This is a genomic window from Pseudomonas sp. 21, from assembly GCF_000955805.1.
In the GTDB taxonomy this organism is placed as follows: Bacteria; Pseudomonadota; Gammaproteobacteria; order Pseudomonadales; family Pseudomonadaceae; genus Pseudomonas.
In genome coordinates this window covers 114,661-140,771 of sequence record NZ_JYOA01000005.1, presented here as the reverse complement: position 1 = coordinate 140,771, position 26,111 = coordinate 114,661, and the positions used below count along the sequence as shown (strand labels likewise).

25 protein-coding genes and 1 pseudogene are annotated in these 26,111 nt (G+C 64.9%); 20 read left to right on the top strand and 6 right to left on the bottom strand.

All coding sequences use genetic code 11. From position 1 onward, the window contains the following. The first annotated feature begins 76 nt into the window (after positions 1–76). The 3 genes and pseudogenes from UB43_RS13435 to sthA all read left to right on the top strand — a co-directional run bounded on the left by UB43_RS13435 (position 77) and on the right by sthA (position 4,223). Positions 77–1,490: pseudogene (locus tag UB43_RS13435) on the top strand (amino acid permease). Between the two features lie 114 nt (positions 1,491–1,604). Next, complete coding sequence (locus UB43_RS13430; RefSeq protein WP_045211664.1) at positions 1,605–2,618, top strand: FAD:protein FMN transferase; 1,014 nt, start codon at positions 1,605–1,607, stop codon at positions 2,616–2,618. 210 nt (positions 2,619–2,828) lie between these two features. Further along, on the top strand, positions 2,829–4,223 hold the full coding sequence (sthA, locus tag UB43_RS13425) for a Si-specific NAD(P)(+) transhydrogenase (RefSeq protein WP_045211662.1): 1,395 nt from the start codon (positions 2,829–2,831) through the stop codon (positions 4,221–4,223). Between the two features lie 42 nt (positions 4,224–4,265). Here sthA and UB43_RS13420 read toward each other — a convergent pair whose 3' ends face one another. From UB43_RS13420 to UB43_RS13410, 3 genes are read right to left on the bottom strand one after another with little or no spacing between them, the layout of a single operon-like run. Continuing rightward, entirely contained in the window at positions 4,266–4,988 is a 723-nt protein-coding gene (locus UB43_RS13420) for a glycerophosphodiester phosphodiesterase (RefSeq protein WP_045211661.1), read from the bottom strand. Beyond that, positions 4,985–5,299: a hypothetical protein gene (locus tag UB43_RS13415; protein WP_045211659.1), complete on the bottom strand. Its 315-nt coding sequence runs from the start codon at positions 5,297–5,299 to the stop codon at positions 4,985–4,987. Before UB43_RS13415 ends, UB43_RS13420 begins: the two co-directional genes overlap by 4 nt. A 14-nt stretch (positions 5,300–5,313) precedes the next feature. Next, entirely contained in the window at positions 5,314–5,889 is a 576-nt protein-coding gene (locus UB43_RS13410; protein WP_045211656.1) for a PilZ domain-containing protein, read from the bottom strand. 124 nt (positions 5,890–6,013) lie between these two features. On the opposite strand from UB43_RS13410, the gene UB43_RS13405 reads away from it, so the two are divergent. From UB43_RS13405 to UB43_RS13395, 3 genes are read left to right on the top strand one after another with little or no spacing between them, the layout of a single operon-like run. Continuing rightward, positions 6,014–7,267 carry a lipoprotein-releasing ABC transporter permease subunit gene (locus UB43_RS13405; RefSeq protein ID WP_045211653.1) on the top strand — a complete coding sequence of 418 codons (1,254 nt, stop codon included), beginning with the start codon at positions 6,014–6,016 and terminating at the stop codon, positions 7,265–7,267. Next, positions 7,260–7,958 (top strand): lipoprotein-releasing ABC transporter ATP-binding protein LolD, encoded by a 699-nt coding sequence (gene lolD, locus UB43_RS13400; RefSeq protein ID WP_017519266.1) that lies wholly within the window; start codon positions 7,260–7,262, stop codon positions 7,956–7,958. Before UB43_RS13405 ends, lolD begins: the two co-directional genes overlap by 8 nt. Before the next feature lie 11 nt (positions 7,959–7,969). Further along, positions 7,970–9,217 (top strand): lipoprotein-releasing ABC transporter permease subunit, encoded by a 1,248-nt coding sequence (locus UB43_RS13395; protein ID WP_045211651.1) that lies wholly within the window; start codon positions 7,970–7,972, stop codon positions 9,215–9,217. Positions 9,218–9,365: 148 nt separating this feature from the next. Here the strand turns inward: UB43_RS13395 and UB43_RS13390 are convergent, their stop codons facing one another. Then, complete coding sequence (locus tag UB43_RS13390) at positions 9,366–9,896, bottom strand: DUF2062 domain-containing protein (protein ID WP_024766677.1); 531 nt, start codon at positions 9,894–9,896, stop codon at positions 9,366–9,368. Between the two features lie 151 nt (positions 9,897–10,047). On the opposite strand from UB43_RS13390, the gene UB43_RS13385 reads away from it, so the two are divergent. The 8 genes from UB43_RS13385 (at position 10,048) to murB (ending at position 16,910) form a co-directional block, all read left to right on the top strand. Beyond that, complete coding sequence (locus tag UB43_RS13385) at positions 10,048–12,258, top strand: DNA internalization-related competence protein ComEC/Rec2 (protein ID WP_045211647.1); 2,211 nt, start codon at positions 10,048–10,050, stop codon at positions 12,256–12,258. Positions 12,259–12,329: 71 nt separating this feature from the next. After that, positions 12,330–12,965 (top strand): MotA/TolQ/ExbB proton channel family protein, encoded by a 636-nt coding sequence (locus tag UB43_RS13380; RefSeq protein ID WP_017519262.1) that lies wholly within the window; start codon positions 12,330–12,332, stop codon positions 12,963–12,965. Then, complete coding sequence (locus tag UB43_RS13375; protein WP_045211644.1) at positions 12,962–13,411, top strand: biopolymer transporter ExbD; 450 nt, start codon at positions 12,962–12,964, stop codon at positions 13,409–13,411. The genes UB43_RS13380 and UB43_RS13375 overlap by 4 nt, the downstream gene beginning before the upstream one ends. After that, positions 13,411–14,409 (top strand): tetraacyldisaccharide 4'-kinase, encoded by a 999-nt coding sequence (lpxK, locus tag UB43_RS13370; protein ID WP_045211641.1) that lies wholly within the window; start codon positions 13,411–13,413, stop codon positions 14,407–14,409. The genes UB43_RS13375 and lpxK overlap by 1 nt, the downstream gene beginning before the upstream one ends. 66 nt (positions 14,410–14,475) lie before the next feature. Continuing rightward, positions 14,476–14,661, top strand: a complete 186-nt coding sequence (locus UB43_RS13365; RefSeq protein ID WP_045211639.1) for a Trm112 family protein — start codon at positions 14,476–14,478, stop codon at positions 14,659–14,661. A 4-nt stretch (positions 14,662–14,665) separates the two neighbouring features. Further along, entirely contained in the window at positions 14,666–15,430 is a 765-nt protein-coding gene (kdsB, locus tag UB43_RS13360; protein WP_045211637.1) for a 3-deoxy-manno-octulosonate cytidylyltransferase, read from the top strand. Further along, positions 15,430–15,894: a low molecular weight protein-tyrosine-phosphatase gene (locus UB43_RS13355; protein WP_045211635.1), complete on the top strand. Its 465-nt coding sequence runs from the start codon at positions 15,430–15,432 to the stop codon at positions 15,892–15,894. The genes kdsB and UB43_RS13355 overlap by 1 nt, the downstream gene beginning before the upstream one ends. Then, positions 15,891–16,910 (top strand): UDP-N-acetylmuramate dehydrogenase, encoded by a 1,020-nt coding sequence (murB, locus tag UB43_RS13350; RefSeq protein WP_045211632.1) that lies wholly within the window; start codon positions 15,891–15,893, stop codon positions 16,908–16,910. Before UB43_RS13355 ends, murB begins: the two co-directional genes overlap by 4 nt. 269 nt (positions 16,911–17,179) lie before the next feature. Here the strand turns inward: murB and rne are convergent, their stop codons facing one another. Further along, positions 17,180–20,377 (bottom strand): ribonuclease E, encoded by a 3,198-nt coding sequence (gene rne, locus UB43_RS13345; protein WP_045211630.1) that lies wholly within the window; start codon positions 20,375–20,377, stop codon positions 17,180–17,182. Positions 20,378–20,954: 577 nt separating this feature from the next. On the opposite strand from rne, the gene rluC reads away from it, so the two are divergent. Genes rluC through sppA form a run of 3 tightly spaced genes read left to right on the top strand, consistent with a single transcriptional unit; the run spans position 20,955 to position 23,585 of the window. Further along, positions 20,955–21,911 carry a 23S rRNA pseudouridine(955/2504/2580) synthase RluC gene (gene rluC, locus UB43_RS13340; protein WP_045211627.1) on the top strand — a complete coding sequence of 319 codons (957 nt, stop codon included), beginning with the start codon at positions 20,955–20,957 and terminating at the stop codon, positions 21,909–21,911. Continuing rightward, complete coding sequence (locus UB43_RS13335) at positions 21,904–22,590, top strand: HAD-IIIA family hydrolase (protein WP_045211625.1); 687 nt, start codon at positions 21,904–21,906, stop codon at positions 22,588–22,590. Before rluC ends, UB43_RS13335 begins: the two co-directional genes overlap by 8 nt. Then, positions 22,590–23,585, top strand: coding sequence for a signal peptide peptidase SppA (sppA, locus tag UB43_RS13330; RefSeq protein WP_045211623.1), 996 nt, complete (start codon positions 22,590–22,592; stop codon positions 23,583–23,585). The genes UB43_RS13335 and sppA overlap by 1 nt, the downstream gene beginning before the upstream one ends. A gap of 70 nt (positions 23,586–23,655) precedes the next feature. Here sppA and UB43_RS13325 read toward each other — a convergent pair whose 3' ends face one another. Next, the gene (locus UB43_RS13325) at positions 23,656–24,234 is read right to left on the bottom strand and encodes a nucleoside triphosphate pyrophosphatase (protein WP_045211620.1); all 579 of its coding nucleotides are present in this window, start codon (positions 24,232–24,234) and stop codon (positions 23,656–23,658) included. Between the two features lie 112 nt (positions 24,235–24,346). On the opposite strand from UB43_RS13325, the gene UB43_RS13320 reads away from it, so the two are divergent. The 3 genes from UB43_RS13320 to plsX are packed head-to-tail and all read left to right on the top strand — an operon-like array spanning position 24,347 to position 26,084. After that, on the top strand, positions 24,347–24,877 hold the full coding sequence (locus UB43_RS13320) for a YceD family protein (protein ID WP_045211618.1): 531 nt from the start codon (positions 24,347–24,349) through the stop codon (positions 24,875–24,877). Between the two features lie 13 nt (positions 24,878–24,890). Beyond that, positions 24,891–25,073: a 50S ribosomal protein L32 gene (gene rpmF, locus UB43_RS13315; protein ID WP_009621425.1), complete on the top strand. Its 183-nt coding sequence runs from the start codon at positions 24,891–24,893 to the stop codon at positions 25,071–25,073. 3 nt (positions 25,074–25,076) lie between these two features. Continuing rightward, positions 25,077–26,084 carry a phosphate acyltransferase PlsX gene (gene plsX, locus UB43_RS13310; protein ID WP_082085836.1) on the top strand — a complete coding sequence of 336 codons (1,008 nt, stop codon included), beginning with the start codon at positions 25,077–25,079 and terminating at the stop codon, positions 26,082–26,084. The last annotated feature ends 27 nt before the right edge of the window (positions 26,085–26,111 follow it).

Below are 26,111 nucleotides of genomic sequence, written 5' to 3'. Positions count from 1 at the left end.
GCTCCCGTTTTTCGTTAGTGGCACCCCCATAACGATCAATAAAATCTGCCAATTCCCGAACCTGGAAAGACTTCAAATGGATGGACAACATCTGCACGAAGGCGAGCTGAAGCGCGGTCTGAAGAATCGCCATATCCAGCTGATCGCACTCGGCGGCGCCATCGGTACCGGCCTGTTCCTGGGCTCTGCCGGCGTCCTGCAATCCGCCGGCCCGTCGATGATCCTCGGCTACGCCATCGGCGGCTTCATCGCCTTCCTGATCATGCGCCAGCTCGGCGAGATGATCGTCGAGGAGCCCGTCGCCGGTTCCTTCAGCCACTTCGCGCACAAGTACTGGGGCGGTTTCGCCGGCTTCATGTCGGGCTGGAACTACTGGGTGCTGTACATCCTGGTGGGCATGTCGGAGCTGACCGCGGTCGGCAAGTACATCCAGTTCTGGTGGCCGGACTTCCCGACCTGGGCGACGGCGGCCGTGTTCTTCGTGCTGATCAACGCCATCAACCTGTTCAACGTGAAGGCCTTCGGCGAGACCGAGTTCTGGTTCGCGATCATCAAGGTCGTCGCCATCATCGGCATGATCCTGCTCGGCGTCTGGCTGCTGGTCAGCGGCACCGGCGGCCCGCAGGCCTCGGTGAGCAACCTGTGGGCCCACGGCGGCTTCTTCCCCAATGGGTGGAAGGGGCTGATCATGGTCCTGGCGATCATCATGTTCTCCTTCGGTGGTCTGGAACTGGTCGGCATCACCGCCGCCGAGGCCTCCGAGCCGAAGAAGGTGATCCCCAAGGCGATCAACCAGGTCATCTACCGGATCCTGATCTTCTATATCGGCGCCCTGGCCGTGCTGCTCTCGCTGTACCCCTGGGATGCGCTGCTGCAGAGCATCAACAGTGCCGGCGACCCCTACAGCGGCAGCCCGTTCGTGAAGGTCTTCTCGCTGCTGGGTAGCGAGTACGCGGCCAATATCCTGAACTTCGTGGTGCTTACTGCCGCGCTGTCGGTCTACAACAGCTGCGTCTACTGCAACAGCCGCATGCTCTACGGCCTGGCCGAGCAGGGCGACGCCCCGCGCGCCTTCGCCAAGGTCGATGACCGTGGCGTGCCGCTGCTGGCCATCGGCGTCTCGGCCTTCATCACCCTGGCTTGCGTGGTGGTCAACTACGTGATTCCGCACCAGGCGCTGGAGCTGCTGATGTCCCTGGTGGTCGCCGCGCTGGTGATCAACTGGGCGATGATCAGCCTGGCCCACATGAAGTTCCGCAAGGCCATGGTGGCCAAGGGTGTGCAGCCGTTCTTCCGCGCGCTGTGGTACCCATTCGGCAACTGGCTGTGCCTGGCCTTCGTGGTGTTCATCCTGGGCATCATGCTGCAGATTCCGGGCATTGACGTGTCGGTGTACGCGATCCCGGTGTGGATCGTGCTGATGGGAGCCTGCTACTTCCTGTTCAAGCGCAAATCCCCGGCCAAGGCTGACGCCTGAACCGGTTGAGTAACGGGAGCTTCGGCTCCCGTTTTCTTTTGGTAATGCACCTTTGCCAGAGCGGAAACAGTGGCGCCGGGTGCTTGCGGTAGAATGCCCGGCGCCGCTCGCCTGGCGGCTGATGGAGATGACCTTGTCCCGTGCAAGCCTGTTGATCGTGCTGGTTCTGGCAGCCTTGAGCGGCTGCGGGCAATCCGTCGAGCGCTTCGGCGGGCCGACCATGGGCAGCAGCTACACGGTGCAGTTCGTGCCGACCGGCAAGTCGCCGGACGCAGCGAAGCTCAAGGCCGAGGTCGACACGATCCTGGCGAGCCTGGACCAGCAGTTCTCCACCTACCGTGACGACTCCGTTGTGTCCCGCTTCAACGCCTTGCCAGCCGGCGCCTGCATGGCCCTGACGGCGGACATGCTGACGCTCTGGCACTACGGTGAACAGCTTTCGCAGCAAAGCGGCGGGGCCTTCGACCTCACTGTCGAGCCGCTGATGAACCTCTGGGGCTTCGGCCCGCAGTCGCGCAGCGAGAGGGTGCCCGATGCGGCCGCGCTGGAGCGTGAACGCGCCCGCGTCGGCCATCGACATCTGCGTCTGGACGGCGATCGACTGTGCAAGGACGTCGACGCGCAGCTGGACTTCGACAGCATCGTCGCCGGTTACGCTGTGGATCAGGTCAGCGCGCGCCTGGCCGAGCTGGGCCTGACGGATTACCTGGTGGAGATCACCGGGGAACTCAAGGCGGTCGGACATAAGCCCGATGGCACGCCCTGGCGGATCGCCCTGGAAGTGCCCAGCGGCGAGCGCGAGCGGCAGGTGGAGCGTTCGGTGGCGCTGGACGGAATCGGCCTGTCCACCTCCGGCGACTACCGCAACTATTTCGAGGAGGGCGGGCAGCGCTATTCGCACACCTTCGACCCGCGCACTGGCTCGCCGGTCCGGCATGCGCTGGCGGCGGTCACCGTGGCGGAAGCCCAGGCCCTGCGCGCCGATGGCCTGTCGACGTTGCTGATGGTGCTGGGCCCGGAGGAGGGCTATACCTTTGCCGAGCGCAACGGGCTGGCGGCATTCTTCATCGTGCGCCAGGGCCAGGGTTTCGTGACCCGTGCGACGACTCGCTTCGAAGCGCTGTTTCCGTCGCCTGAATGAAAGCTTCGGCGGGCATGATGGCGGCCCGCAGGCGGGTCAAGGCATGTAGTGACGGCAAAATTCGCCTACCTGCCGACCAACCGCTAATGTGCAGCCTTTTGCCGCAGGGCTAAGCTGCGCCAATGATTTCGATCCGCCTCGGCGCATGTGGTGCCGGGGCTTCGCCGGGAGCGCCAAGCGGGCGCCCCGGCCTGTTCTGAAGGAGTACGCATGGCTGTCTACAACTACGACGTGGTGATTCTCGGCACGGGCCCGGCAGGCGAGGGGGCGGCGATGAACGCCTCCAAGTACGGGCGCAAGCTGGCGGTGGTGGACAGCCGTCGCGTGGTCGGCGGCAACTGCACGCACCTGGGCACCATCCCGTCCAAGGCGCTGCGTCACTCGGTGAAGCAGATCATCGAGTTCAACACCAACCCGATGTTCCGCCAGATCGGCGAGCCGCGCTGGTTCTCCTTCCCGGACGTGCTGAAAAGCGCCGAGCGGGTGATCTCCAAGCAGGTGTCCTCGCGCACCGGCTACTACGCGCGCAACCGCATCGACATGTTCAACGGCACCGCCAGCTTCGTCGATGAGCGCACCGTCGAAGTCGTCACCCCCAGCGGCGCCGTGGAGCGCCTGGTGGCCGACCAGTTCGTCATCGCCACCGGCTCGCGTCCGTATCGCCCGTCGGACATCAACTTCAACCACCCGCGCGTCTACGACAGCGACACCATCCTCTCGCTGAGCCACACCCCGCGCCGCCTGATCATCTACGGAGCCGGCGTGATCGGCTGCGAGTACGCCTCGATCTTCAGCGGCCTGGGCGTGCTGGTGGACCTGATCGACACCCGCGACCAGTTGCTGAGCTTCCTCGACGACGAAATCTCCGACGCGCTGAGCTACCACCTGCGCAACAACAACGTGCTGATCCGTCACAACGAGGAATACGAGCGCGTGGAAGGCCTGGACAACGGCGTGATCCTGCACCTGAAGTCGGGCAAGAAGATCAAGGCCGATGCCCTGCTGTGGTGCAACGGCCGTACCGGCAATACCGACCGCCTGGGCCTGGAGAACATCGGCATCAAGGTCAACAGCCGTGGCCAGATCGAGACGGATGAGAACTACCGCACCTCGGTATCGAACATCTACGCCGCAGGCGATGTGATCGGCTGGCCGAGCCTGGCCAGCGCCGCCTACGACCAGGGCCGTTCGGCCGCCGGCAACATCGTCGAGCATGATGGCTGGCGCTTCGTGAATGACGTGCCGACCGGTATCTACACCATTCCGGAGATCAGCTCGATCGGTAAGAACGAGCAGGAACTGACCGTGGCGAAGATTCCCTATGAGGTGGGCAAGGCCTTCTTCAAGGGGATGGCTCGCGCGCAGATCTCCAACGAGCCGGTGGGCATGCTGAAGATCCTGTTCCACCGCGACACCCTGGAAATCCTCGGGGTGCACTGCTTCGGCGACCAGGCCTCGGAGATCGTCCACATCGGCCAGGCGATCATGAACCAGCCGGGCGAACTGAACACCCTGAAGTACTTCGTCAACACCACCTTCAACTATCCGACCATGGCCGAAGCCTACCGCGTAGCGGCGTTCGACGGCCTGAACCGGATTTTTTGAAATACCCCGACCGGCGGCCTGAGCCGGTCGGGGGGAACCTGCTCAGCGATTCCCGATCGTGGCAGTGGCCAAACCGGGAAAGTCTGTGATCAGGCTATCCACGCCAAAATCGGCGAGCCGGCGCATCAGGGCCGGCTCGTTGACCGTCCACACCGACACATGCAGCCCCTGCTTCTGCGCTTTCAGCAAGCGCTCCGGGGTGCACAGCATCCAGTTCAGCGCCAGCAGATCGCAGCCGTAGTGCGCGGCGACCTTCAACGGGTCCAGCCAGGCGTATTCGGCTACCAGCCCGCGTGACAGTTCCGGCGCCAGTTCCTCCAGCGCGCGCAGCACCGTGCGCGAACTCGAGGTCACGGTGATTCGGTCGCGCAGGCCGAAGCGGCCCACCAACTGGTGAATCGCCTGCACGGTGCGTCCGGCTCGATCTTTCGATGCGCTTTTCACTTCCAGCTGCCAGTGTTCGAACTCGCAGCGCTCGAACAGCTCTGCCAGGCGCGGGATAGGGCAGGGGCGCACCCAGCCTGGGCCGCCGTCGCGGGCGTCCATGGTCACCAGATCGTCCGCCAGTTGCTCGGAGACCTTGCCGCGTCGGCCGGTGGTGCGCTTGAGCGTCGGGTCGTGGATCACCATCAGCTCGCCGTCGCGGGACAGGTGCAGGTCCAGTTCGCAGCGCTTCACGCCATGTTCCAGGCAGCGCAGGAAGCTGTTCAGGGTGTTTTCCGGTGCTTCGCCTTTGGCGCCGCGATGGCCGTAGATCAGAGTCACTGGGGCTCCTTGGGAGTCGGTGTAAGGTCTTTGAGGTACTGGGAGCGGTGCTGGCGGACGGCATCGACCACCACGCCGCTCTCGAAATAGACGCTGAACTCGCGGTAGTCCCAGCGCGAGATGGGCGGCTTGCCCACCGCCGCGTGCTCCTCGTCCGGCAGGCCGAAGCGCTCCAGCACGGCCTTCTGGCTCTCGCCACGGGCTGGCAGCACGAGGTGCGGGTCGCCCTGGCTGCCCACGGGTATCTCGATGGTATCCGCCAGCAGTGGCAGCGGGGTGACAAGGCTCAACAGGAGCAGCAGATGGCGCATGGATTTCCCTGGGTTCATTCTTCACGGGCCTTGGCCTGCCGGCGTTCCAATGCCTGGCGCTGGAGGATGTGGCGGGCCAGCAACTGGCGCGGGGCGTCGCCGAGCATCTCGAATTCGGTGCCGATCTCGTAGTCGCCCTCAGGCTGCTGCTGGCAATGGGTGACCTTGGCGCGCAACAGCAGGCCCAGGCCATGGGGGAGCAGGACGATCTTCAGCGCCAGGTCCTGGCCGACCGGCAGCGGCTGGGCATCGCGGAAATTGATGCCGCCTTCGGACAGCGTCACCCTGCGCGCCGGGCCTATCTCGCTGAGCAGGCTCTGGGTCAGGGCCTGGGCGATCAGGTCGATGCGCTTGTTCATCACCTTCAGGTAGCTGGCCAGCGGGCGGTCGCGCTCGTTGATATGGCGCAGCAGGTGCTGCGACTCGAAGTCGGTGAGGTGCAGGTCGCTGAGCAGATTGAACAGCGCGGAATCATCCTGAAGCACTTCTCCCGACTGGATTTCGTCCTCGCGCAGCGGGCGAAATTCCAATGCGAGCGTGTCTTCAATACGATAGTATTCGCGGCGGTCATCCGCGTCTGGAGTGGACATGGCGAACCCACGGCGGCAGTGATGGTCTGAGTGTAAAGCCGCCTGCCGAGCCTCGCCACACGGAAGTCGCACGCCAGATGGAACTGACGCCCGACGCACTCATCACCTTCTCATTCGGCCCCACATGTTCAGACCCCTTTCCGTCTACATCGGAACGCGCTACACACGCGCCAAACGCCGCAGCCACTTCGTTTCCTTCATTTCGCTCACCTCCATGATCGGCCTCGCGCTGGGCGTTGTGGTGATGATCGTGGTGCTCTCGGTGATGAACGGATTCGACCACGAGATGCGCACCCGCGTGCTGGGCATGGTGCCCCACGCCACGGTCGAGTCCTACCAGCCGATCTCCGACTGGCAGGGCATCGCCGGGCAGATCAAGACGCAGCACCCCAACGTGCTGGAGGTCGCGCCCTTCATCCAGATGCAGGGTCTGCTCAGTGCCGGCGGCACGGTGCAGAAGGTGCTGATCAACGCCGTCGACCCGAACGAGGAGAGCAAGGTCTCGATCATCGACCAGTTCTTCCAGGAAGGCTCGCTGCAGAGCCTCAAGCCCGGCGAGTTCGGCATCCTGATCGGCGACAAGGCGGCGAAGAACCTCGGCGTGAAACTGGGCGACAAGGTCACCTTCATCGCCCCGGAAGTCTCGGTCACCCCGGCCGGCATGTTCCCGCGCATGAAACGCTTCACGGTGGTCGGCACCTTCCACGTCGGCGCCGGCGAGCTGGACGGCTACGTCGCCATGGTCCACATCGACGATGCTGCGCGCATGCGCCGCCTCAAGGAAGGCCAGGTCGAGGGCCTGCGCCTGAAGCTTGACGACCTGTTCCAGGCGCCGCGCACCGCCTGGGAAATCGCCCGTACCCTGAAGGGTAACGACTATTTCGCCCGCGACTGGACCCGCAGCCACGGCAACCTGTACCAGGCCATCCGCATGGAGAAGTCCATGATCGGCCTGTTGCTGCTGCTGATCGTGGCGGTCGCTGCGTTCAACATCATTTCCACCCTGGTCATGGTCGTCACCGACAAGAAGGCCGACATCGCCATCCTGCGCACCCTGGGCGCCACGCCGGGGCAGATCATGGCGACCTTCATGGTCCAGGGCACGGTGATCGGCGTGATCGGCACCTTCATCGGCGGTGTGCTGGGCATCCTCGCGGCGCTCAACGTCAGCTCCGCCATTGCCCTGCTGGAACGCCTGCTGGGCCACAAGTTCCTCAACGCGGACGTCTACTTCATCGATTACCTGCCCTCGCAACTGATGAGCGAGGACGTGATCCTGGTGTGCAGCGCCGCGCTGATCCTGAGTTTCTTCGCCACCCTGTATCCGGCCTGGCGTGCGGCCCGCACCCAGCCCGCGGAGGCCCTGCGTTATGAGTAAGCCGACCCCCAACGACCAGGCCGTCCTGAGCTGCCGCGACCTCGGCAAGCGCTACGAGGAAGGCCCGCAGTCGGTCGAGGTGCTTTCCGGCGTGCAGCTGGAGCTGCTGCCCGGCGAGCGCGTCGCCATCGTCGGCAGTTCCGGCTCGGGCAAGAGCACCCTGCTGAACATGCTCGGCGGCCTCGATACGCCCAGCACCGGCAGTGTCTGGCTGGCCGGCGAGCAGCTGTCGGCGCTGAACGAGAAGCAGCGCGGCCTGCTGCGCAACCGCGCGCTGGGCTTCGTCTACCAGTTCCACCACCTGCTGCCCGAGTTCACCGCCCTGGAGAACGTCTGCATGCCGCTGCTGATCGGCAAGACGCCGATCCCCGAGGCACGTCAGCGCGCCACTGCGCTGCTGGAGCGCGTGGGCCTGGGGCATCGCCTGAGCCACAAGCCGTCCGAGCTGTCCGGTGGCGAGCGCCAGCGCGTGGCCATCGCCCGTGCGCTGGTGAACACACCGAAACTGGTGCTGCTTGACGAGCCCACCGGCAACCTCGACCAGCACACTGCCCACGGTATCCAGGAATTGATGCTGGAACTGTCGCAGTCGCTGCGCACCGCCTTCCTGGTGGTGACCCACGACACCCACCTCGCCCAGCAGATGGACCGTGTGCTGCGCCTGGAGGAGGGCCGGCTGGTCGCCGCCTGAGGGATAACGGAATGTTCAGACCCCTGTCCGTCTTCATCGGCACCCGCTACACCCGTGCCAAGCGACGCAATCATTACATCTCGTTCATCTCCCTGACCTCGATGATCGGCCTCGCCCTGGGCGTGCTGGCCATGATCGTGGTGCTCTCGGTGATGAACGGCTTCCAGAAGGAAATGCGCTCGCGCATCCTCGGCATGGTCCCGCATGCCGTGCTGCAGCAGACCAGCGGCCCGCTGGACGACTGGCAGCACGTGGCCGAAGTGGCGAAGCAGAACCCGAAGATCGTCGGCGCGGTGCCCTATACCGAAGTCGACGGCATGCTCTCCTACAAGGGCATGATGCAGCCCATCGAGGTGGACGGTGTCGACCCGGCGCTGGAAACCCAGGTGTCGATCATTGGCCAGCACATGGTCCGCGGCAGCCTCGACGACCTCAAGGCCACCGAGTTCGGCGTGGTCATCGGCGAGATCACCGCGCGGCGCTTCCACGTCAACGTCGGTGACAGCCTGCTGCTGATCGTTCCCGAGCCGAGCACCGCGCCCGGCGGCATCACCCCGCGCATGCAGCGCCTGAATGTGGTTGGCATCTTCAAGGTCGGCGCCGAGCTGGACAGCACCCTGGCGCTGATCCACGTGGACGACGCCGCCAGCCTGCTGCGCTGGCAGCCCGGCCAGGTGCAGAGCGTGCGCATCGCCCTGAAGGACCTGTTCCAGGCGCCGGAGGTCGGTGCGGCCATCGCCAAGCAGCTGGGCGACGGCTACCGCTCGGTGGACTGGACCCACACCCAGGGCAGCCTGTTCAGCGCGATGAAGATGGAAAAGACCATGATTGGCCTGCTGCTGTTGCTGATCGTCGCGGTCGCCGCCTTCAACATCATCGCCACGCTGATCATGGTGGTGGCTGACAAGCGCGCGGATATCGCCATCCTGCGCACCCTGGGCGCCACGCCGAAGCAGATCATGGCGATCTTCATGGTGCAGGGCACGGTGATCGGCCTGATCGGTACCGTCATCGGTTGCGTGCTGGGCGTGCTGGCGGCGTACAACGTCACCGCCATCGTCTCGACCCTGGAGCGGCTGGCCGGCACCCATGTGTTCAACTCGGACATCTACTTCATCAACTACCTGCCGTCCGACCCGCAGATCAGCGATATCGTGCTGATCTGTGTCGCGGCGCTGTCGATGAGCTTCCTCGCCACGCTGTACCCGGCCTGGCGCGCGGCCTCGACCCAGCCAGCGGAATCGCTGCGCTACGAGTGATTCACCGGTCCATGAAAAAGCCGCCTCTCGAGGCGGCTTTTTCGTTTCAGGGATCGCCCTGTAGGAGCGAGCTTGCTCGCGAACAAACCTGTCGGCGGCTCCGGAGCTTGGGCGGTTCGCGAGCANGCTCGCTCCTACAAGGAAGTGCCTAAAGCCCGCGCTGCAAATTCCGCAGCGCCCGGCGACGTCGCCAGCTGCGGCCGATCCACCAGCGCCAGTACCCCTCGGTCAGCAGGTAACCGAGGAGGCCGACCAGGATGCCGCAGATCACCGAGCCCAGCAGGAAGGGCTGCCAGAGCAGTGAGAGCTCGCCGCTGATCCATTCCCAGGTCAGGTGCTCGGGCAGGGCGCGCGCCGGGATGCCCATCACCCAGGCGCCCATCTTGTAGGTGCAGTAGAACACTGGCGGCATGGTGATCGGGTTGGTCAGCCAGACCAGCCCGACCGAGATCGGCAGGTTGGCTCGCACCCAGACCGCCAGCGAGGCTGCCAGCAGCATCTGCAGCGGGATCGGGATGAAGGCGGCGAACAGCCCCATGCCCATGGCGCGGGAGACGGAGCGGCGATTCAGGTGCCAGAGGTTGGGCGACTGGATCAGCGGTCCGAGAAAGCGCAGGCCCTTGTGGTTCCTGATGCTCTCCGGATCCGGCATGTAGCGCTTGAAGATTCGGCGCGGCATGGAGGAAATCTCTGGCAGACGGACGACGCACCATTATGCCTAGCTAGGTGACAGCCATTCGTTGCCAACTATGTCCGTGTGTAACCGCCGACGGTCAATCAGATCGGCGGTTGCACAGGGGCCAGGAGTCGCTCCGTTGCCTCGTACAGGGATGTTCGCGCTGGCCCTTGGGTTGCTGGTGCTGCGCTGGATGCTGGAGCTTCCATCCGGCTGGGTTCTGCTGCTGCTCTCGCTGTTCGCGTTGCCGTTGTTATTCACTCGCGGCTATTTCATTGGCCTGTTCCTGCTCGGTTTCGCCTGGGCCTGCCAGTCGGCACAGTGGGCGCTGGATGACCGGCTGGCGCCGGAGCTGGACGGTCGCACATTGTGGCTGGAGGGCAGGGTAGAGGGCCTGCCGGATCGCTCCGGGCCGTCAGTGCGCTTTCAGCTCACCGAGGTCTCCAGTCCCCGTGCGAAGGTTCCTGCCACGCTGCGCCTGTCGTGGTTTGGCGGGCCGCCGGTGGAAGGCGGCGAGCGCTGGCGCCTGGCGGTGAAACTCAAGCGGCCCCACGGCATGGCCAACGGCGCGGGCTTCGATTACGAGGCGTGGCTCACTGCCCAGCGCATCGGCGCCACCGGCAGCGTGAAGGACGGGCAGCGCGTGGCGGCTTCCAGCGGCCCGCGCGCCTGGCGCGAAGCCTGGCGGCAACGCCTGCTGGCGGTGGACGCCCACGGTCGCTCCGGGGCGCTCGCCGCGCTGGTGCTGGGCGATGCCTCCGGGTTGACCCCGGCGGACTGGCAAGTCCTGCAGGACACCGGAACCCTGCACCTGATGGTGATCTCCGGCTCGCACATATCGCTGCTGGCCGGCCTGCTCTATGCACTGGTGGCCGGACTGGCGCGCTTTGGTTGCTGGCCGGCGCGAATTCCCTGGTTGCCCTGTGCCTGCCTGCTGGCCGCGAGCGGTGCCTGGGCATACAGCCTGATGGCTGGCTTCGAGGTGCCGTTGCAGCGCGCCTGCGTCATGGTCTCCATCGTCCTGCTGTGGCGCCTGCGCTATCGCCATCGGGGGCTTTGGGCGCCCCTGCTCGGCGCCTTGCTGGCGGTGCTGCTCGTCGAGCCGCTGGTAGTGCTGTTGCCGGGTTTCTGGCTGTCCTATGCGGCGGTGGCGCTGCTGATCTTCGGCTTCTCCGGGCGGCTGGGGCGCTGGACTGCCTGGCGCACCTGGCTGCGTGCGCAATGGCTGATGGCGGTCGGTTTACTGCCGGCGTCCATCGCCCTGGGTTTGCCGCTGAGCGTTTCCGGCGTGGTCGCCAACCCGATCGCCGTGCCCTGGGTCGAGTTGGTCGTCGTGCCGTTGGCGCTGCTGGGGAGTCTGGCGCTTGGTGTTCCCTGGCTGGGCGAGGGACTGCTCTGGGTGTCGGGTGGCCTGCTGGAATTGCTGTTCCGGCTGCTGGGCTGGATGGCCGAGCTGGCGCCTGCCTGGCAGCCGGTAGCCGCGCCCGCCTGGGCGGTAGCGCTGGCGATGCTCGGGGCGCTCCTGCTGCTTGCGCCGGCCGGCGTCCCATTGCGCGCACTGGGGTTGGCGATGTTCCTGCCGGTGTTCTGGCCGGCGGTCCCGCTGCCCGCGCCCGGTAAGGCCGAAATCCGCGTACTGGACGTGGGGCAGGGGCTTTCAGTGCTGATCCGCACTCGCAGCCAGGTCTGGCTCTACGACACCGGGGCGCGCAATGGCGATTTCGACATCGGCGAGCGCGTCGTCGTGCCAACGCTGCGCAGTCTGGGTATAGGGCGCCTGGATATGCTGATGCTCAGCCATGCGGACAACGACCATGCCGGTGGCGCCGTGGCGGTGAAGCGCTCGTTGCGACCGACGCAGGTCGTCAGCGGCGAGCCTGAGCGCCTGCCGGGGGAGCTGCAGGCGCGTCCCTGTGGAATCGAGGAGTGGCAGGTCGATGGTGTTCGCCTCTCCAGCTGGGCCTGGGCGGGCGCCAGAGAGAGCAACGAACGCTCCTGCGCGCTGGAAATCGAAGCCGACGGCGAGCGCCTCCTGCTCACCGGCGACCTGCCGCAACCCGCCGAACTGGCGTGGCTGGCCGCGCACCCCGGCGAGCGCATCGACTGGTTGCTGGCGGGGCACCATGGCAGCCGGAGCTCCTCCGGGCTGGCCTTCCTGCGGGCGATCCGACCGGCGACGGCGATCATTTCCCGTGGCGCCAACAACCCCTATGGGCATCCGCACCCGTCGGTCGTCGAACGCTTCCGCGCGCTGGGCATCCGGATTCAGGATACGGCGGAGCAGGGCGGGCTGGCCCTGACGCTCGGTGCCCATGGCGAGGTCCGGGGAGTGCGGGAAGGCGCACATTTCTGGCAGGAAAATTGAGCCTCGGGCGGTCGGCTCGCCACGGCCCCTGTGCTAGAGTGGCGCCACTTTTTTTCAGGGGATTCACCACTGTGTGGGAACTGGTCAAAGCTGGCGGCTGGATGATGCTGCCGATCTTGCTGAGCTCCGTCGCTGCCATGGCGATCGTCGCCGAACGTCTCTGGACCCTGCGCTTGAGCCGTGTGGCCCCGCCGCAGCTGCTCGGCCAGGTGTGGAAGCAGATCAAGGACAAGAAGATGAACAGCCAGGCCCTGAAGGACCTGCGCGCGTCTTCCCCGCTGGGTGAAATCCTCGCCGCCGGCCTGGCCAATTCCAAGCACGGTCGCGAGATCATGAAGGAGTGCATCGAGGAGGCCGCGTCCCGCGTCATCCACGAGCTGGAGCGCTACCTCAACGCCCTGGGCACCATCGCCGCCATGGCGCCGCTGCTCGGCCTGCTGGGTACCGTGTTCGGCATGATCCAGATCTTCAGCGCCTTCATGGGCGACGGCATGGCCAACGCGCCGATGCTTGCCGGCGGTATCTCCAAGGCCCTGATCACCACCGCGGCCGGCCTGATCGTGGCGATCCCGGCAGTGTTCTTCCACCGCTACCTGCTGCGCCGCGTCGATGAGCTGGTCATCGCCATGGAACAGGAAGCCATCAAGCTGGTGGAAGTGACCCAGGGCGACCGCGAAGTCGACTTCGTCGAGGAAGGCAAAGCGTGAAATTCCGCCGCAGAGCGGGCGGAGCGGCCCGCGAGGACGTCTTCATCAACCTGGCGTCGCTGATCGACGTGATCTTCGTGCTGTTGCTGTTCTTCGTGGTCGCCACCTCGTTCACCAAACCGTCGCAGCTCAAGGTCGAACTGCCTGAGGCGGTCAGCGGCACGCCGCCCGAAGCCACCGAGATCAAGCAGCTGGAAATCTCCATCAGCCTCGAAGGTCACTACGCGCTCAACGGCCAGAGCCTGGCGCGCGACGACCTGGAAAACCTGATGAACGCCATGCAGCGTGAATCCGCCGGCGATAACAGCCTGCCGGTGGTGATCACCGCCGACGGCAAGGTGGATTACCAGTCCGTGGTCACCGCGATGGATGCCGCCGGCAAGCTGGGCTTTACCCACCTGCGCATCACCACCATCGAGTCCCGGGCGGACAAGAAGACCCCCTGATGGCGTTCTCCGACCGCCTGCTCGACGCCTGGTACAAGGGCCACCCGGCCCTTGCCCTGCTCAGGCCGTTCGAACTGCTCTACCGGCGCGTCGCCCACGGCCGCCGGCAGGACTTCCTCTCCGGCGCCAAGCCGGCCTTTCGCGCCCCCGTGCCGATCATCGTGGTCGGCAACATCACCGTGGGTGGCACCGGCAAGACGCCGATGATCCTCTGGCTGATCGAGCACTGCCGCGCCCGCGGGCTGAAGGTCGGCGTGGTCAGCCGTGGCTACGGCGCCAAGCCGCCGCAGACGCCCTGGCGCGTGCGCGCGGAGCAGTCGGCGGCGGAGGCGGGCGACGAGCCGCTGATGATCGTGCGCCGCAGTGGCGTGCCGCTGATGATCGACCCGGACCGCTCCAGTGCCGTGCGCGGGCTGCTGGCCGAAGAGCCGCTGGACCTGATCCTCTGCGACGATGGTCTGCAACATTACCGCCTGGCCCGTGACCTGGAGCTGGTGCTGATCGATGCCGCCCGTGGCCTGGGCAACGGCCGCTGCCTGCCCGCGGGGCCGCTGCGCGAACCTGCCGAGCGACTGAGCGAAGTCGACGCCGTGCTGCACAACGGCGCGCCGTCCGATCCGCCCGGCGCCTTCTCCTTCGTCCTGCGACCATCGGTCCTGGTCAACCTGGCCAGTGGCGAGCGCCGTGGCGTCGAGCATTTCCCCGCCGGGCAGGAGGTGCATGCCCTGGCCGCGATCGGCAACCCGCAGCGTTTCTTCACGACGCTCGAGGCGCTAAACTGGCGGCCGATTCCGCATCCCTTCCCCGACCATGCGGCCTTTACCGCCGAGCAGCTGCGCTTTACGCCGGAACTGCCGCTGGTCATGACCGAGAAGGACGCGGTGAAATGCCGGTCCTTCGCCGCGCCCGACTGGTGGTACCTCGCCGTCGAAGCGCAGCCGTCGCCGGCCTTCGTCGCCTGGTTCGACGTTCAGCTCGAGCGCCTGCTCGCCCGCTGATCCGCCGTCGCATTCCGGCGCCGTCCGCATTCAAACTGTTCGCTGTTTAAGCTCAAGGAACGCACCATGGACCCGAAACTCCTCGATATCCTCGCCTGTCCGCTGTGCAAGGGCCCGCTCAAGCTCACCGATGACAAGTCCGAGCTGATCTGCAAGGCCGACGGCCTGGCCTACCCGGTGCGCGACGGCATCCCGGTGATGCTCGAAGGCGAGGCGCGCACCCTGAGCGTCGACGAGCGTCTGGACAAGTAACGCCATGACCCAGGCCTATACCGTTGTCATTCCCGCCCGCTATGCCTCCACCCGCCTGCCCGGCAAGCCGCTGCAGGACATCGCCGGCAAACCGATGATCCAGCACGTCTGGACGCAGGCCGGCAAAAGCTCCGCCACCCAGGTGGTGGTCGCCACTGACGACCAGCGCATCTTCGATGCCTGCCAGGGCTTCGGCGCCCAGGTGGTGCTGACCCGCGCCGACCACAACTCCGGCACCGACCGCCTGGCGGAAGTGGCCGATGCGCTGGGCCTGGCCGACGACGCCATCGTGGTCAACGTGCAGGGCGACGAGCCGCTTGTGCCGCCGTCGATCATCGATCAGGTGGCTGCCAACCTCGCGGCGCACCCGGAGGCGGGCATCGCCACCTTGTGCGAGGAAATCCATGACCCGGCCGCGTTGTTCAACCCGAACATCGTCAAGGTGGTCAGCGACAAGAACGGCCTGGCGCTGACCTTCAGCCGCGCCACGCTGCCCTGGGCGCGCGACGCCTTCGCGGTGGATCGCGAAAGCCTGCCGGCCGACGTGCCCTACCGCCGCCACATCGGTATCTATGCCTACCGCGCGCGCTTCCTGCGAGATTTCGTGGCCTGGGGCCCGTGCTGGCTGGAAGACACCGAGTGCCTGGAGCAGCTGCGCGCGCTCTGGCATGGCGTGCGCATCCATGTGGCTGATGCCCTGGAGGCGCCGCAGGCTGGCGTCGATACCCCGGAAGACCTGGAGCGCGTCCGGCGCATCCTGGGGGCTTGATGAAGGTCCTGTTCGTCTGCCTGGGCAACATCTGCCGCTCGCCCACCGCCGAAGGCGTGTTCCGCCAGAAGGTCCGCGAAGCGGGCCTTGAGGATCGCATCGAGATCGACTCGGCTGGCACCGGCGACTGGCACGTCGGCAAGGCGCCGGACGCGCGTACCCGTGCCGCCGCGCTGCGCCGTGGCTATGATCTGTCGGGCCTGCGGGCACGGCAGGTCAGCGTCGCCGACTTCTCCCGCTACGACCTGGTCCTGGCCATGGACAACGCCAACCTGCGCGACCTCAAGCGTCTGCGCGGTAGCGGTGGCATGGCGGAGCTGGACCTGTTCCTGCGTCGTTACGAGCTGGAAATCGACGAAGTCCCCGATCCGTACTACGGCGGCGAGGACGGTTTCGAACAGGTGCTGGATCTGGTGGAAAGGGCCTGCGACGGCCTGCTGACGGAAGTGAAGGGGCGCCTGTGACGCTGCAACTGCAAGAACGCATTTCCCTCAAGCCCTACAACACCTTCGGTGTCGAAGTCGCGGCGCGCTGGTTCGCCCAGGCTCATGACGATGCCGAGGTGCGCGCCGGTATTACCGCCGCCGTCGAAAAAGGCCTGCCGCTGATGGTGATCGGTGGCGGCAGCAACCTGTTGCTGACCCGTGACGTCGAGGCGCTGGTGCTGCGCATGGCTTCCCGCGGTGTTCGTGTCGTCAGTGATGACGGCAAGCGTGTGGTGGTCGAGGCGGAAGCCGGCGAGGTGTGGGATGACTTCGTGCGCTGGACGCTGGCTCAGGGCTTCGGCGGGCTGGAAAACCTCAGCCTGATTCCCGGCACCGTTGGCGCGGCGCCGATGCAGAACATCGGCGCGTATGGCGTCGAGATCAAGGACGTGTTCGCCGGCCTGGCCGCGCTGGACCGGGAGAGCGGCGAGCTGCGCGAGTTCGGTCTGGATGACTGCGCCTTTGCCTACCGCGAAAGCCGCTTCAAGCGCGAGCCGGGTCGTTGGCTGATCCTGCGGGTTCGCTTCGCCCTGAGTCGCGCGGCGAAACTGCACCTGGACTACGGCCCCGTGCGCCAGCGCCTGGCAGAGGAGGGCGTCACTGCTCCGACTCCGGCCGACGTCTCGCGAGTGATCTGCGCGATCCGCCGCGAGAAGCTCCCGGACCCGGCCGTGCTGGGCAATGCCGGCAGTTTCTTCAAGAACCCGGTGGTCTGCGCAGACCAGGCCGAAGCGTTGCGTCAACGCTATAGCGACCTGGTGGCGTATCCGCAGGGCGATGGCCAAATGAAGCTGGCCGCCGGCTGGCTGATCGACAAGGCCGGATGGAAGGGCTTCCGTGACGGCGCAGCTGGCGTCCACGCGCAGCAGGCGCTGGTCCTGGTCAACTACGGCGGCGCCACCGGGGCGCAGTTGCATGGCCTGGCGCTGCGTATCCGGGAGGACATCCAGCAGCGCTTTGGCGTGGAGCTGGAGATGGAGCCGAATCTTTACTGAGGTTGCTTCAGATGGAAAAAGGGATGCTTCGGCATCCCTTTTTTGTGCCTGTTCCCCCACGCAAATGAGGGCGACGCTTCGCAGGGGCGAGCTTGCTCGCAATCCGCCGCGAGCTGCGGATCAGGACTGATCGTAGGAGCGGACTCTGTCCGCGATAGGTCCGCATCGCGCCGGAAGCCAATCGCGGACTGCGAAAAGGGGAGATTCTCGTATTGCGGGCAATAAAAAAGGGGATGCCTAGGCATCCCCTTTTTCATGCTCGGAAGCTATCAGCTGTGGTGTTTCTCAACCACGGTGCCTTCTTCTTCCTCGGTCTTCTCGGCCTTGTCGCCTTCAACCTGTTCGGCAGTCGCTTCGGCCTGCTCCACGGATTGGGCTTCGGCTTCGTTCACCGCTTCGGCCACAACGGTCTCTGCGGTGACGTCGGCAGCCGGTTCGGCCACGACTTCAGCTTCGACGACGGCAACTTCCTCGATCACCGCTTCGACAGCCGGAGCCTGCTCGACCTGCGGGGCAGCCGCTGCAGCCGCGGCGGCTTCGCGGGCCGCGCGTTCCTGGCGACGACGCTCGCGCGGGTCGTTGGAGGCGCGGCCGGTGGCGTTGGCCGGAACGGCCGGAGCTTCTTCGGTAGCCGTCGCAGCGGCAGCCGGAGCTTCCTCCACAACCACCGGAGCTTCAGCCTGAGGCTCTTCGACCAGTTGGGCGACGGCTTCGATCACGGATTCAGCAGTCGGAGCCGATGCCTCTTCCGCAACCACCGGCTCGGCCGCAGTCACTTCAACGATCTCACTGGCAGCTTCTACCGGCTCGGCAGCCTGCTCGGCGGGCTTGGCCAGGAACTCGATGGTCTGTTCCAGGGCGCTTTCGGTGCGCACGGCTTCAACCACGCCGGACTCCAGCGGCTGGGTCTCGGTTTCAGCCTGGGCGGCGGGCTGCTCCTGCTCGGCGGCGGCTTCTGCAACGGCTACAGCGGTAGCGGCGGCAGCGACCATGGCGGCAGGCGACGGGGTGTCGGAAGCAGCCTGTTCGGCAGTGCCTTCGGCGCTCACTTCACCTTCAGCGCCATCCACACCGGCTTCACGCTGGCGCTCGCGGCGGTTGCTGCGGCGACGCTGGCCGCGGGAGCGGCGACGCGGACGCTCGTCGTCCGAACCTTCGTCGTCCTGTTGATCCAGCAGCTCCTCGTTCGGCAGCTCTTCAGCTTCCAGGGCGGCGGCATCGCGAGCCTGACGGTCTTCGCGCGGCTGACGCTCTTCACGGGGCTGACGCTCGGCGCGCTCGCCACGCTCACCGCGCGGTTGACGCTCTTCGCGCGGCTGGCGCTCTTCACGCGGTTGACGATCGGCGCGCTCACCACGCTCTTCGCGGGGTTGACGCTCCTCGCGCGGCTGGCGCTCGGCGCGTTCTTCGCGCGGCTGACGCTCTTCACGCGGTTGACGTTCGGCGCGCTCTTCACGCGGCTGGCGTTCCTCGCGCGGTTGACGCTCGGCACGCTCTTCGCGCGGCTGGCGCTCCTCGCGGGGCTGACGCTCGGCGCGTTCTTCGCGCGGCTGACGCTCTTCGCGAGCCGGGCGTTCAGTGCGCTCACCGCGCTCGTCGCGGCGACCACGCTCTTTACGCTCGTCATCACGACGACCGCCATCGCGACCGTCACGGCGACGGTTCTGCTGACGGCCGTTGCGGCGCTCGCCCTGGCCTTCGCTACGCTCGGTGGCGGGCTTCTCGGCGGCGACCGGGGTCGGCTCCGGCTTGCTGCCGGCGAACAGGCCCACCAGCGATTTCACCAGGCCCTGGAACAGGCTCGGCTCAGGCATGGGCTTGGTGGCTTCGACGGCGACCGGTGCTTCAGCGGCAGCCTGCTGCGGGGCAGGGCTCTGCGGGGAAACGGTCTTCACGGCGGCTTCCTGGCGAACCAGGGTGCGGGTGGCGCTGACCGGCTGGACTTCCTCGTGCTCTTCCGGGGCCATCTCGTAGCTGGCATGGCCGGACAGCAGTTCGGGGTTGTCGTCACGCAGGCGCTGGACTTCGAAGTGCGGAGTTTCCAGGTGGTCGTCCGGCAGGATGAAGATGCGCGCGCGGGTGCGCAGCTCGATCTTGGTGATGGCGTTGCGCTTCTCGTTGAGCAGGAAGGCGGCAACCTGGAACGGCACGCGCGCACGAACTTCGGCGGTGCGGTCCTTCAGGGCTTCTTCCTCGATCAGGCGCAGAATGGCCAGCGACAGGGATTCGACGTCGCGGATGATGCCTTGGCCGTTGCAGCGCGGGCAGACGATGCCGCTGGTCTCGCCCAGGGACGGGCGCAGGCGCTGACGGGACATTTCCAGCAGGCCGAAGCGCGAGATGCGGCCAACCTGCACGCGGGCGCGGTCGGCTTCCAGGGCTTCGCGGACGCGTTCTTCCACGGCGCGCTGGTTCTTCGCCGGGGTCATGTCGATGAAGTCGATGACGATCAGGCCGCCGATATCACGCAGGCGCAGCTGGCGGGCGATTTCCTCGGCCGCTTCCAGGTTGGTCTGCAGGGCGGTTTCCTCGATGTCGCCGCCTTTGGTGGCGCGCGCCGAGTTGATGTCGATGGACACCAGGGCTTCAGTCGGATCGATGACGATGGAGCCGCCCGACGGCAGCTTCACTTCGCGCTGGAAGGCGGTTTCGATCTGGCTCTCGATCTGGAAGCGGTTGAACAGCGGAACGCTGTCCTGGTACAGCTTCACCTTGCTCGCGTACTGCGGCATGACCTGCTGGATGAAGTTGAGGGCTTCTTCCTGGGCGTCGAGGCTGTCGATCAGCACTTCGCCGATATCCTGGCGCAGGTAGTCGCGGATGGCGCGGATGATGACGTTGCTTTCCTGGTAGATCAGGAACGGACCGCTGCGCTCGCCGGAGGCTTCCTTGATGGCGCCCCACAGTTGCAGCAGGTAGTCCAGGTCCCATTGCAGCTCTTCGGAGCTGCGGCCCAGGCCTGCGGTGCGGACGATCAGGCCCATGTCGCCGGGAACGGTCAGGCCGTTCAGGGCTTCACGCAGTTCGTTGCGCTCCTCACCCTCGATGCGGCGGGAGATACCACCGGCGCGCGGGTTGTTGGGCATGAGCACCAGGTAGCGGCCGGCGAGGCTGATGAAGGTGGTCAGGGCGGCGCCCTTGTTGCCACGTTCTTCTTTCTCGACCTGGACGATGACTTCCTGGCCTTCGCTCAGGACGTCCTTGATGTTGATGCGGCCTTCAGGATTCTTCTTGAAGTACTCGCGGGAGATTTCCTTGAGGGGAAGGAAGCCGTGGCGTTCGGCGCCGAAGTCGACGAATGCGGCCTCGAGGCTCGGCTCGATGCGGGTGATACGGCCTTTGTAGATGTTGGCCTTCTTCTGTTCGCGCGCACCGGACTCGATGTCCAGGTCGAACAGGCGTTGGCCGTCTACCAGCGCTACACGCAACTCTTCGGGTTGAGTCGCGTTGATCAGCATTCTTTTCATGTAGTACCAATGGTTTCCGGGGCCACCGGAAACGGCGATCGGCACACACGACTCTCACGGTCGGTGCTAAGGCACGTACTCAGGAACGGCGGACCATTCCAGTGTCCAGCGGCAGCAGGATAAATCTGCTGTGCCGCGACTACGTTTCCTGCTTGTCGAGTAAGAACAAGCACTCATCAGGAGGAGGAATTAACTGTCAGATGCGGACGACAAGTGCGTCTACGTTCAAGGCATGAAAGCAACGCAATCCGACAGTTGTGCATCTCCGCCCTGCACATTTCCTTAAGAGCCGGGTGCCACTCGCTGAATCCGGGAGCGGGGTTGGCTTTTATCACGGCTACCTTGGTGGCCGTGGTCATGTCTGAAGGCCTGGGTTTCGAGGCGCTGTCGGCGCGAGAATCGCTCGGGCCGTTGCAACGCTTCCGGGGACTGCCTCGTGTCCGTTCAATGTGTTTGCAGGCGGTTGGGGATGGCGATTACGCGATCATCCGCAGGCCTGGCCACTTTTGGCGGCCTCCCGAATATAGCAGCAATGATTAAGTGCTTCAATTGAATGAAAAATTGTTATTATATCCGGATGACGAATCCTGCCCCTCCGACTTCCGGCGTCCAGCTGCTTGAAGTCGCGCCGGAGTATGCCGGCCAACGAATCGACAATTTCCTCCGCACCCAGCTCAAGGGCGTGCCCAAGACCCTGATCTACCGCATCCTTCGCAAGGGTGAGGTGCGGGTCAACAAAGGCCGCATCAAGCCCGAGTACAAGCTGCAGGCTGGCGACGTGATACGCGTTCCGCCGCTGCGTCTGGCCGAGCGTGACGAGCCGGTGCCACTGGCCCAGGGCCTGCTGGAGCGCCTGGAGGCTGCCATCGTCTACGAAGACAAGGCGCTGATCGTGGTGAACAAGCCCACCGGTATCGCCGTGCATGGCGGCAGCGGCCTGAATTACGGGGTCATCGAGGCCTTTCGTCAGTTGCGTCCGGAATGCAAGGACCTGGAGCTGGTGCACCGCCTGGATCGCGATACTTCCGGCCTGCTGATGATCGCCAAGAAGCGCAGCATGCTGCGCCATCTGCACGACGCCCTGCGTGGCGAGCGTATCGTGGACAAGCGCTACCACGCCCTGGTGCGCGGCAGCTGGCCGGCGGCCAAGAAGCAGATCGCCGTGCCGCTGCTTAAGAACAACCTGCGCTCCGGTGAGCGCGTGGTCGAAGTGAGCCCGGAAGGCAAGGAGGCGCTGACCGAGTTCAAGGTGCTTCGCCGCTTCGGTGACTTCGCTACCCTGGTCGAGGCGCGTCCGATTACCGGTCGTACCCATCAGATCCGCGTGCATGCCAAGCACGCCGGCCACTCCATTGCCGGCGATCCCAAGTACGGCGACGAAGATTTCTCCCGCGAAATCCGCGAACTGGGCGGCAAGCGACTGTTCCTGCACTCGGCCTACCTGCGCGTGCCGCTGCCTGATGGCGGTGTGCTGGAGCTGGAGGCGCCGGTGGACGAAGTCTGGTTGCGCACCGTGGAGCGTCTGGATGCGTGAGTATTCCCTGCTGATCTTCGACTGGGATGGCACGCTGGTGGACTCCATCGGTCGTATCGTCGAGGCGATGCGGGTAGCGGCAGTCGGCTCCGGTCTTCCGCAGCGCAGCGATGCGGCCATCAAGGGCATCATCGGTCTGGGTCTGCCGGAAGCTATCCAGACGCTGTACCCGGAGGTGGAGGAGGGCGAGCCGCTGGATCGCTTCCGTCTTGATTACGGTAATCACTACCTGAGCCTGGAGGTGCAGCCTTCGCCGCTGTTCCCGGGCGTGGCTGAGGCCATGGCCGAGTTTCGCGCGGCGGGCTATCAGTTGGCGGTCGCTACCGGCAAGAATCGCCGCGGGCTGGATCGCGTGCTGGCGGGGCAGGGCTGGACTGACTTCTTCGATATCACCCGTGCCGCTGATGAGTCGGCGAGCAAGCCGGATCCGCGCATGCTGCACGAGATTCTCGACCATTGCCGGGTCGATGCCCGCGATGCGTTGATGGTGGGCGATTCGCCCTTCGATCTGGAAATGGCGCGCCGTGCCGGCATGGATTCGGTGGCGGTGGGCTATGGTGCTCAGTCGCTGGAGATCCTTCGGGACTATGCTCCGGCGCTGGAAGTGAATCATTTCAATGAATTGCGCGCCTGGCTCGCCGGGCGCTCGGTCAAACCGGTGCTCGAGGTAGGCAACTGATGTCGGATGAATGGAAGGCGGACGATAGCAAGGCTGCGCAAGCCACGGCAGGTGACGACAAGAGCTGGAAGTTGCTGGAGAAGGCCGTGCTGGCCGGGGTCCAGGAGCAGCGCCGGTCACGTCGCTGGGGTATCTTCTTCAAGTTGCTGACTTTCGTTTATCTGTTCGGTGCATTGGCGCTGTTCAGCCCTTTCAGTGGTTTGTCCAAGTCTGCGTCGCGCAGTGCCAGCCACACGGCGCTGATCGAGGTGAAAGGCATGATCGCCGACAACGAGCCGGCCAGTGCCGATAACATCGTTGGCGCGCTGCGTTCCGCGTTCGAGGATGCCGGCACCAAGGGTATCGTCCTGCGTATCAACAGTCCGGGCGGCAGCCCGGTGCAGTCCGGCTATGTCTACGATGAAATCAAGCGCCTGCGCGGTGAGCATCCGGATATCAAGGTCTATGCGGTCATCAGTGATCTGGGTGCCTCCGGTGCGTATTACATCGCCAGTGCGGCCGATGAGATCTACGCCGACAAGGCCAGTCTGGTCGGCTCCATTGGTGTGACAGCGGCGACTTTCGGCTTCGTCGGCACCATGGAAAAGCTGGGTGTGGATCGCCGTATCTACACCTCGGGCGAGCACAAGGCGTTCCTTGATCCGTTCCAGCCGCAGAAGGCGGATGAAACGGCTTTCTGGCAACAGGTTCTGGACACCACCCACAAGCAGTTCATCGATGTGGTGAAGAAGGGGCGCGGCGATCGCCTGAAGGACAAGGATCATCCGGAGCTGTTCTCCGGTCTGATCTGGTCCGGCGAGCAGGCGCTGCAGTTGGGGTTGATCGATGGTCTGGGCAGCTCAAGCTACGTGGCGCGCGAGATCATCAAGGAGAAGGAGATCGTGGACTACACCGTCCAGGAAACGGCCTTCGACCGCTTCACCAAGAAGTTGGGCGCCAGTGTTGCCGAGCGCATGGCGATGTGGATGGGCTGGCAGGGGCCGGTCCTGCGCTGAGTGCGCTTCCTTATATAAGGAAGGAAAAGGCCCGGCGATTGCCGGGCCTTTCCGTTTCAAGTTGTCCAGGTCAGGGGATTTCTACCTGCTCGGCAAGCAGCATGTCCACCAGGCGAATCAGCGGCAGGCCGACCAGGCTGGTGGCGTCTTCGCCTTCGGTGGAGCGGAACAGGCTGACGCCCAGGCCTTCGGCCTTGAAGCTGCCGGCGCAGTCGAAGGGTTGTTCGGCCTCCAGGTAGCGGCGGATGCGTGCATCGTCGAGGTTGCGGAAGTGCACGGTAAAAGGCACGCAATCGATCTGGGCTACACCGTTCTGGCTATTGAGCAGGCAGAGTCCGGTGAGGAAGCTGACGCTCTTGCCGCTGGCATCCTTCAGTTGTTCGGTCGCGCGCTCGAGGTTGTGTGGTTTGCCAAGAATCCGGCTGCCGTTAACCGCGGCCTGATCAGAGCCGATGATCAGGTGGGCGGGGTAATGCTGGGCCAGGGTGCGAGCTTTGCTTTCCGCCAGTCGGCGTACCAGTTGTTCTGCGCCCTCGCCGGGCAGTGGGGTTTCGTCGATGTCGGGGCTGGCGCATTCGAACGGCAGGCGCAGGCGCTGCAGCAATTCGCGGCGGTAGGGCGAGCTGGAAGCAAGGATCAGGGGTAGCATGGAGAATTCCTTCGGAGCGTCGCCGCGATTCTAGCGAAAAGGGCTGTCCATACAGCTGTTTATGGCTAATTTCCTTTGACAGCTTCGGGTGCATCCCTATAATGGCGCGCTTATGTTGAATGGACCGATACCACCTCACGTTGATCCGCGCAAATTGGTAGAGCGCGCCGCCACCCTCGAGGGTGTGCTGCCGATCGCCAAGATGGCACGTCTCAGCGAGCAATTGACCAGCAGTGATGGCGATGTTCACGCGAAGTTTTCCTTCTTCCGTGATCAGCAGAAACTGGCGGTCATGCACGTCGAGCTCAATGGCGAGGTGAGCATGGTATGCCAGCGCTGTCTCGAGCCGGCCAAATTCCATGTGGGTGGTGAGTACGATTACGTCATCATCCCGGAAGGCAAGTCGATCGATGATCTGCCCAGTGGCTACGATGCGTTGGAAGTGGGGGATGACCCCATCGACCTGACCTCGCTGGCTGAGGACGAGTTGCTGCTCGCCTTGCCCATCGTGCCGGTCCATGACCCTGAGGATTGCCAGCAGCCGGTGGGATACGCTACAGCGCCCGAACCGAGCGAGAACGTCGAAGAGCGGCCCAATCCGTTCAGCGTACTGGCGCAGTTGAAGCGTGACCCAAACGTTTAGGAGTTAATCAATCATGGCTGTTCAGCAGAACAAAAAATCCCGTTCCGCTCGTGACATGCGTCGTTCGCACGATGCCCTGGATGCGAACGCTCTGTCCGTGGAAAAGAGCACCGGTGAAGTTCACCTGCGCCACCACGTCTCCCCGGACGGTTTCTATCGCGGCCGCAAGGTCGTAGACAAAGGCTCTGACGAGTAATCTTTGTCCGCACCAATCATCGCGATTGATGCAATGGGTGGGGACTACGGTCCCCACTGCATTGTCCCGGCCTGCATTTCCTTTCTGGCCGAATATGCTTCCCTCCAGCTGGTCCTCGTCGGCCAAGCCCCTCTGATAGAAGAACGCCTGCGCGGCCTTTCTCCGGTCGAGCGTCAGCGTCTTCATGTTCACCATGCCAGCGAAATCGTCACGATGGACGAGCGTCCGTCCCAGGCGTTGCGTGGCAAGCCCGATTCCTCCATGCGTGTTGCCCTCGAGCTGGTTCGTGATGGCAAGGCCCATGCCTGCGTCAGTGCTGGTAATACCGGTGCGCTGATGGCGTTGTCCCGCTACCTGTTGAAAACCCTGCCCGGCATCGATCGTCCGGCGATGGTGACTGCCGTACCGACGCAGGGTGGCCACTGCCATCTGCTCGACCTGGGCGCCAATGTCGATTGCAGTGCCGAGCATCTCTATCAGTTCGCCGTCATGGGTGCCGTGGCTGCGGAAGCGCTGGGCAAGAGCAGCCCTCGGGTGGCGCTGTTGAATGTCGGCACCGAAGACATCAAGGGCAACCAGCAGGTGAAGCTGGCGGCCAGTCTCCTGCAGCAGGCGCGTGGTGTGAATTACATCGGCTACATCGAAGGCGACGGCCTGTATCGCGGGCTGGCGGATGTGGTGGTGTGCGACGGTTTCGTCGGCAACATCCTGCTCAAGTCCAGCGAAGGGTTGGCGGCGATGGTTGCGGCGCGTCTGGAGGAATTGTTCAACTCCAGTCTGCCGGCCAAGGCGGTCGGGCTGATGGCGATGCCTTTCCTGCGTCGGCTGCGTGGCGACCTCACGCCTTCCCAGCACAATGGCGCGAGTTTCCTCGGGTTGCAGGGCATCGTGGTGAAGAGTCACGGCAGTGCGAAAGAAGAGGGCATTCAGAGCGCCTTGCGTCGCGCGCTGTTGGAAGTTCGCGAGAATCTGCCCCAGCGGCTGCATGGCCGATTGGAACATCTGCTCTAATGTGTGACCGCGGTCGTCAGACCGTCA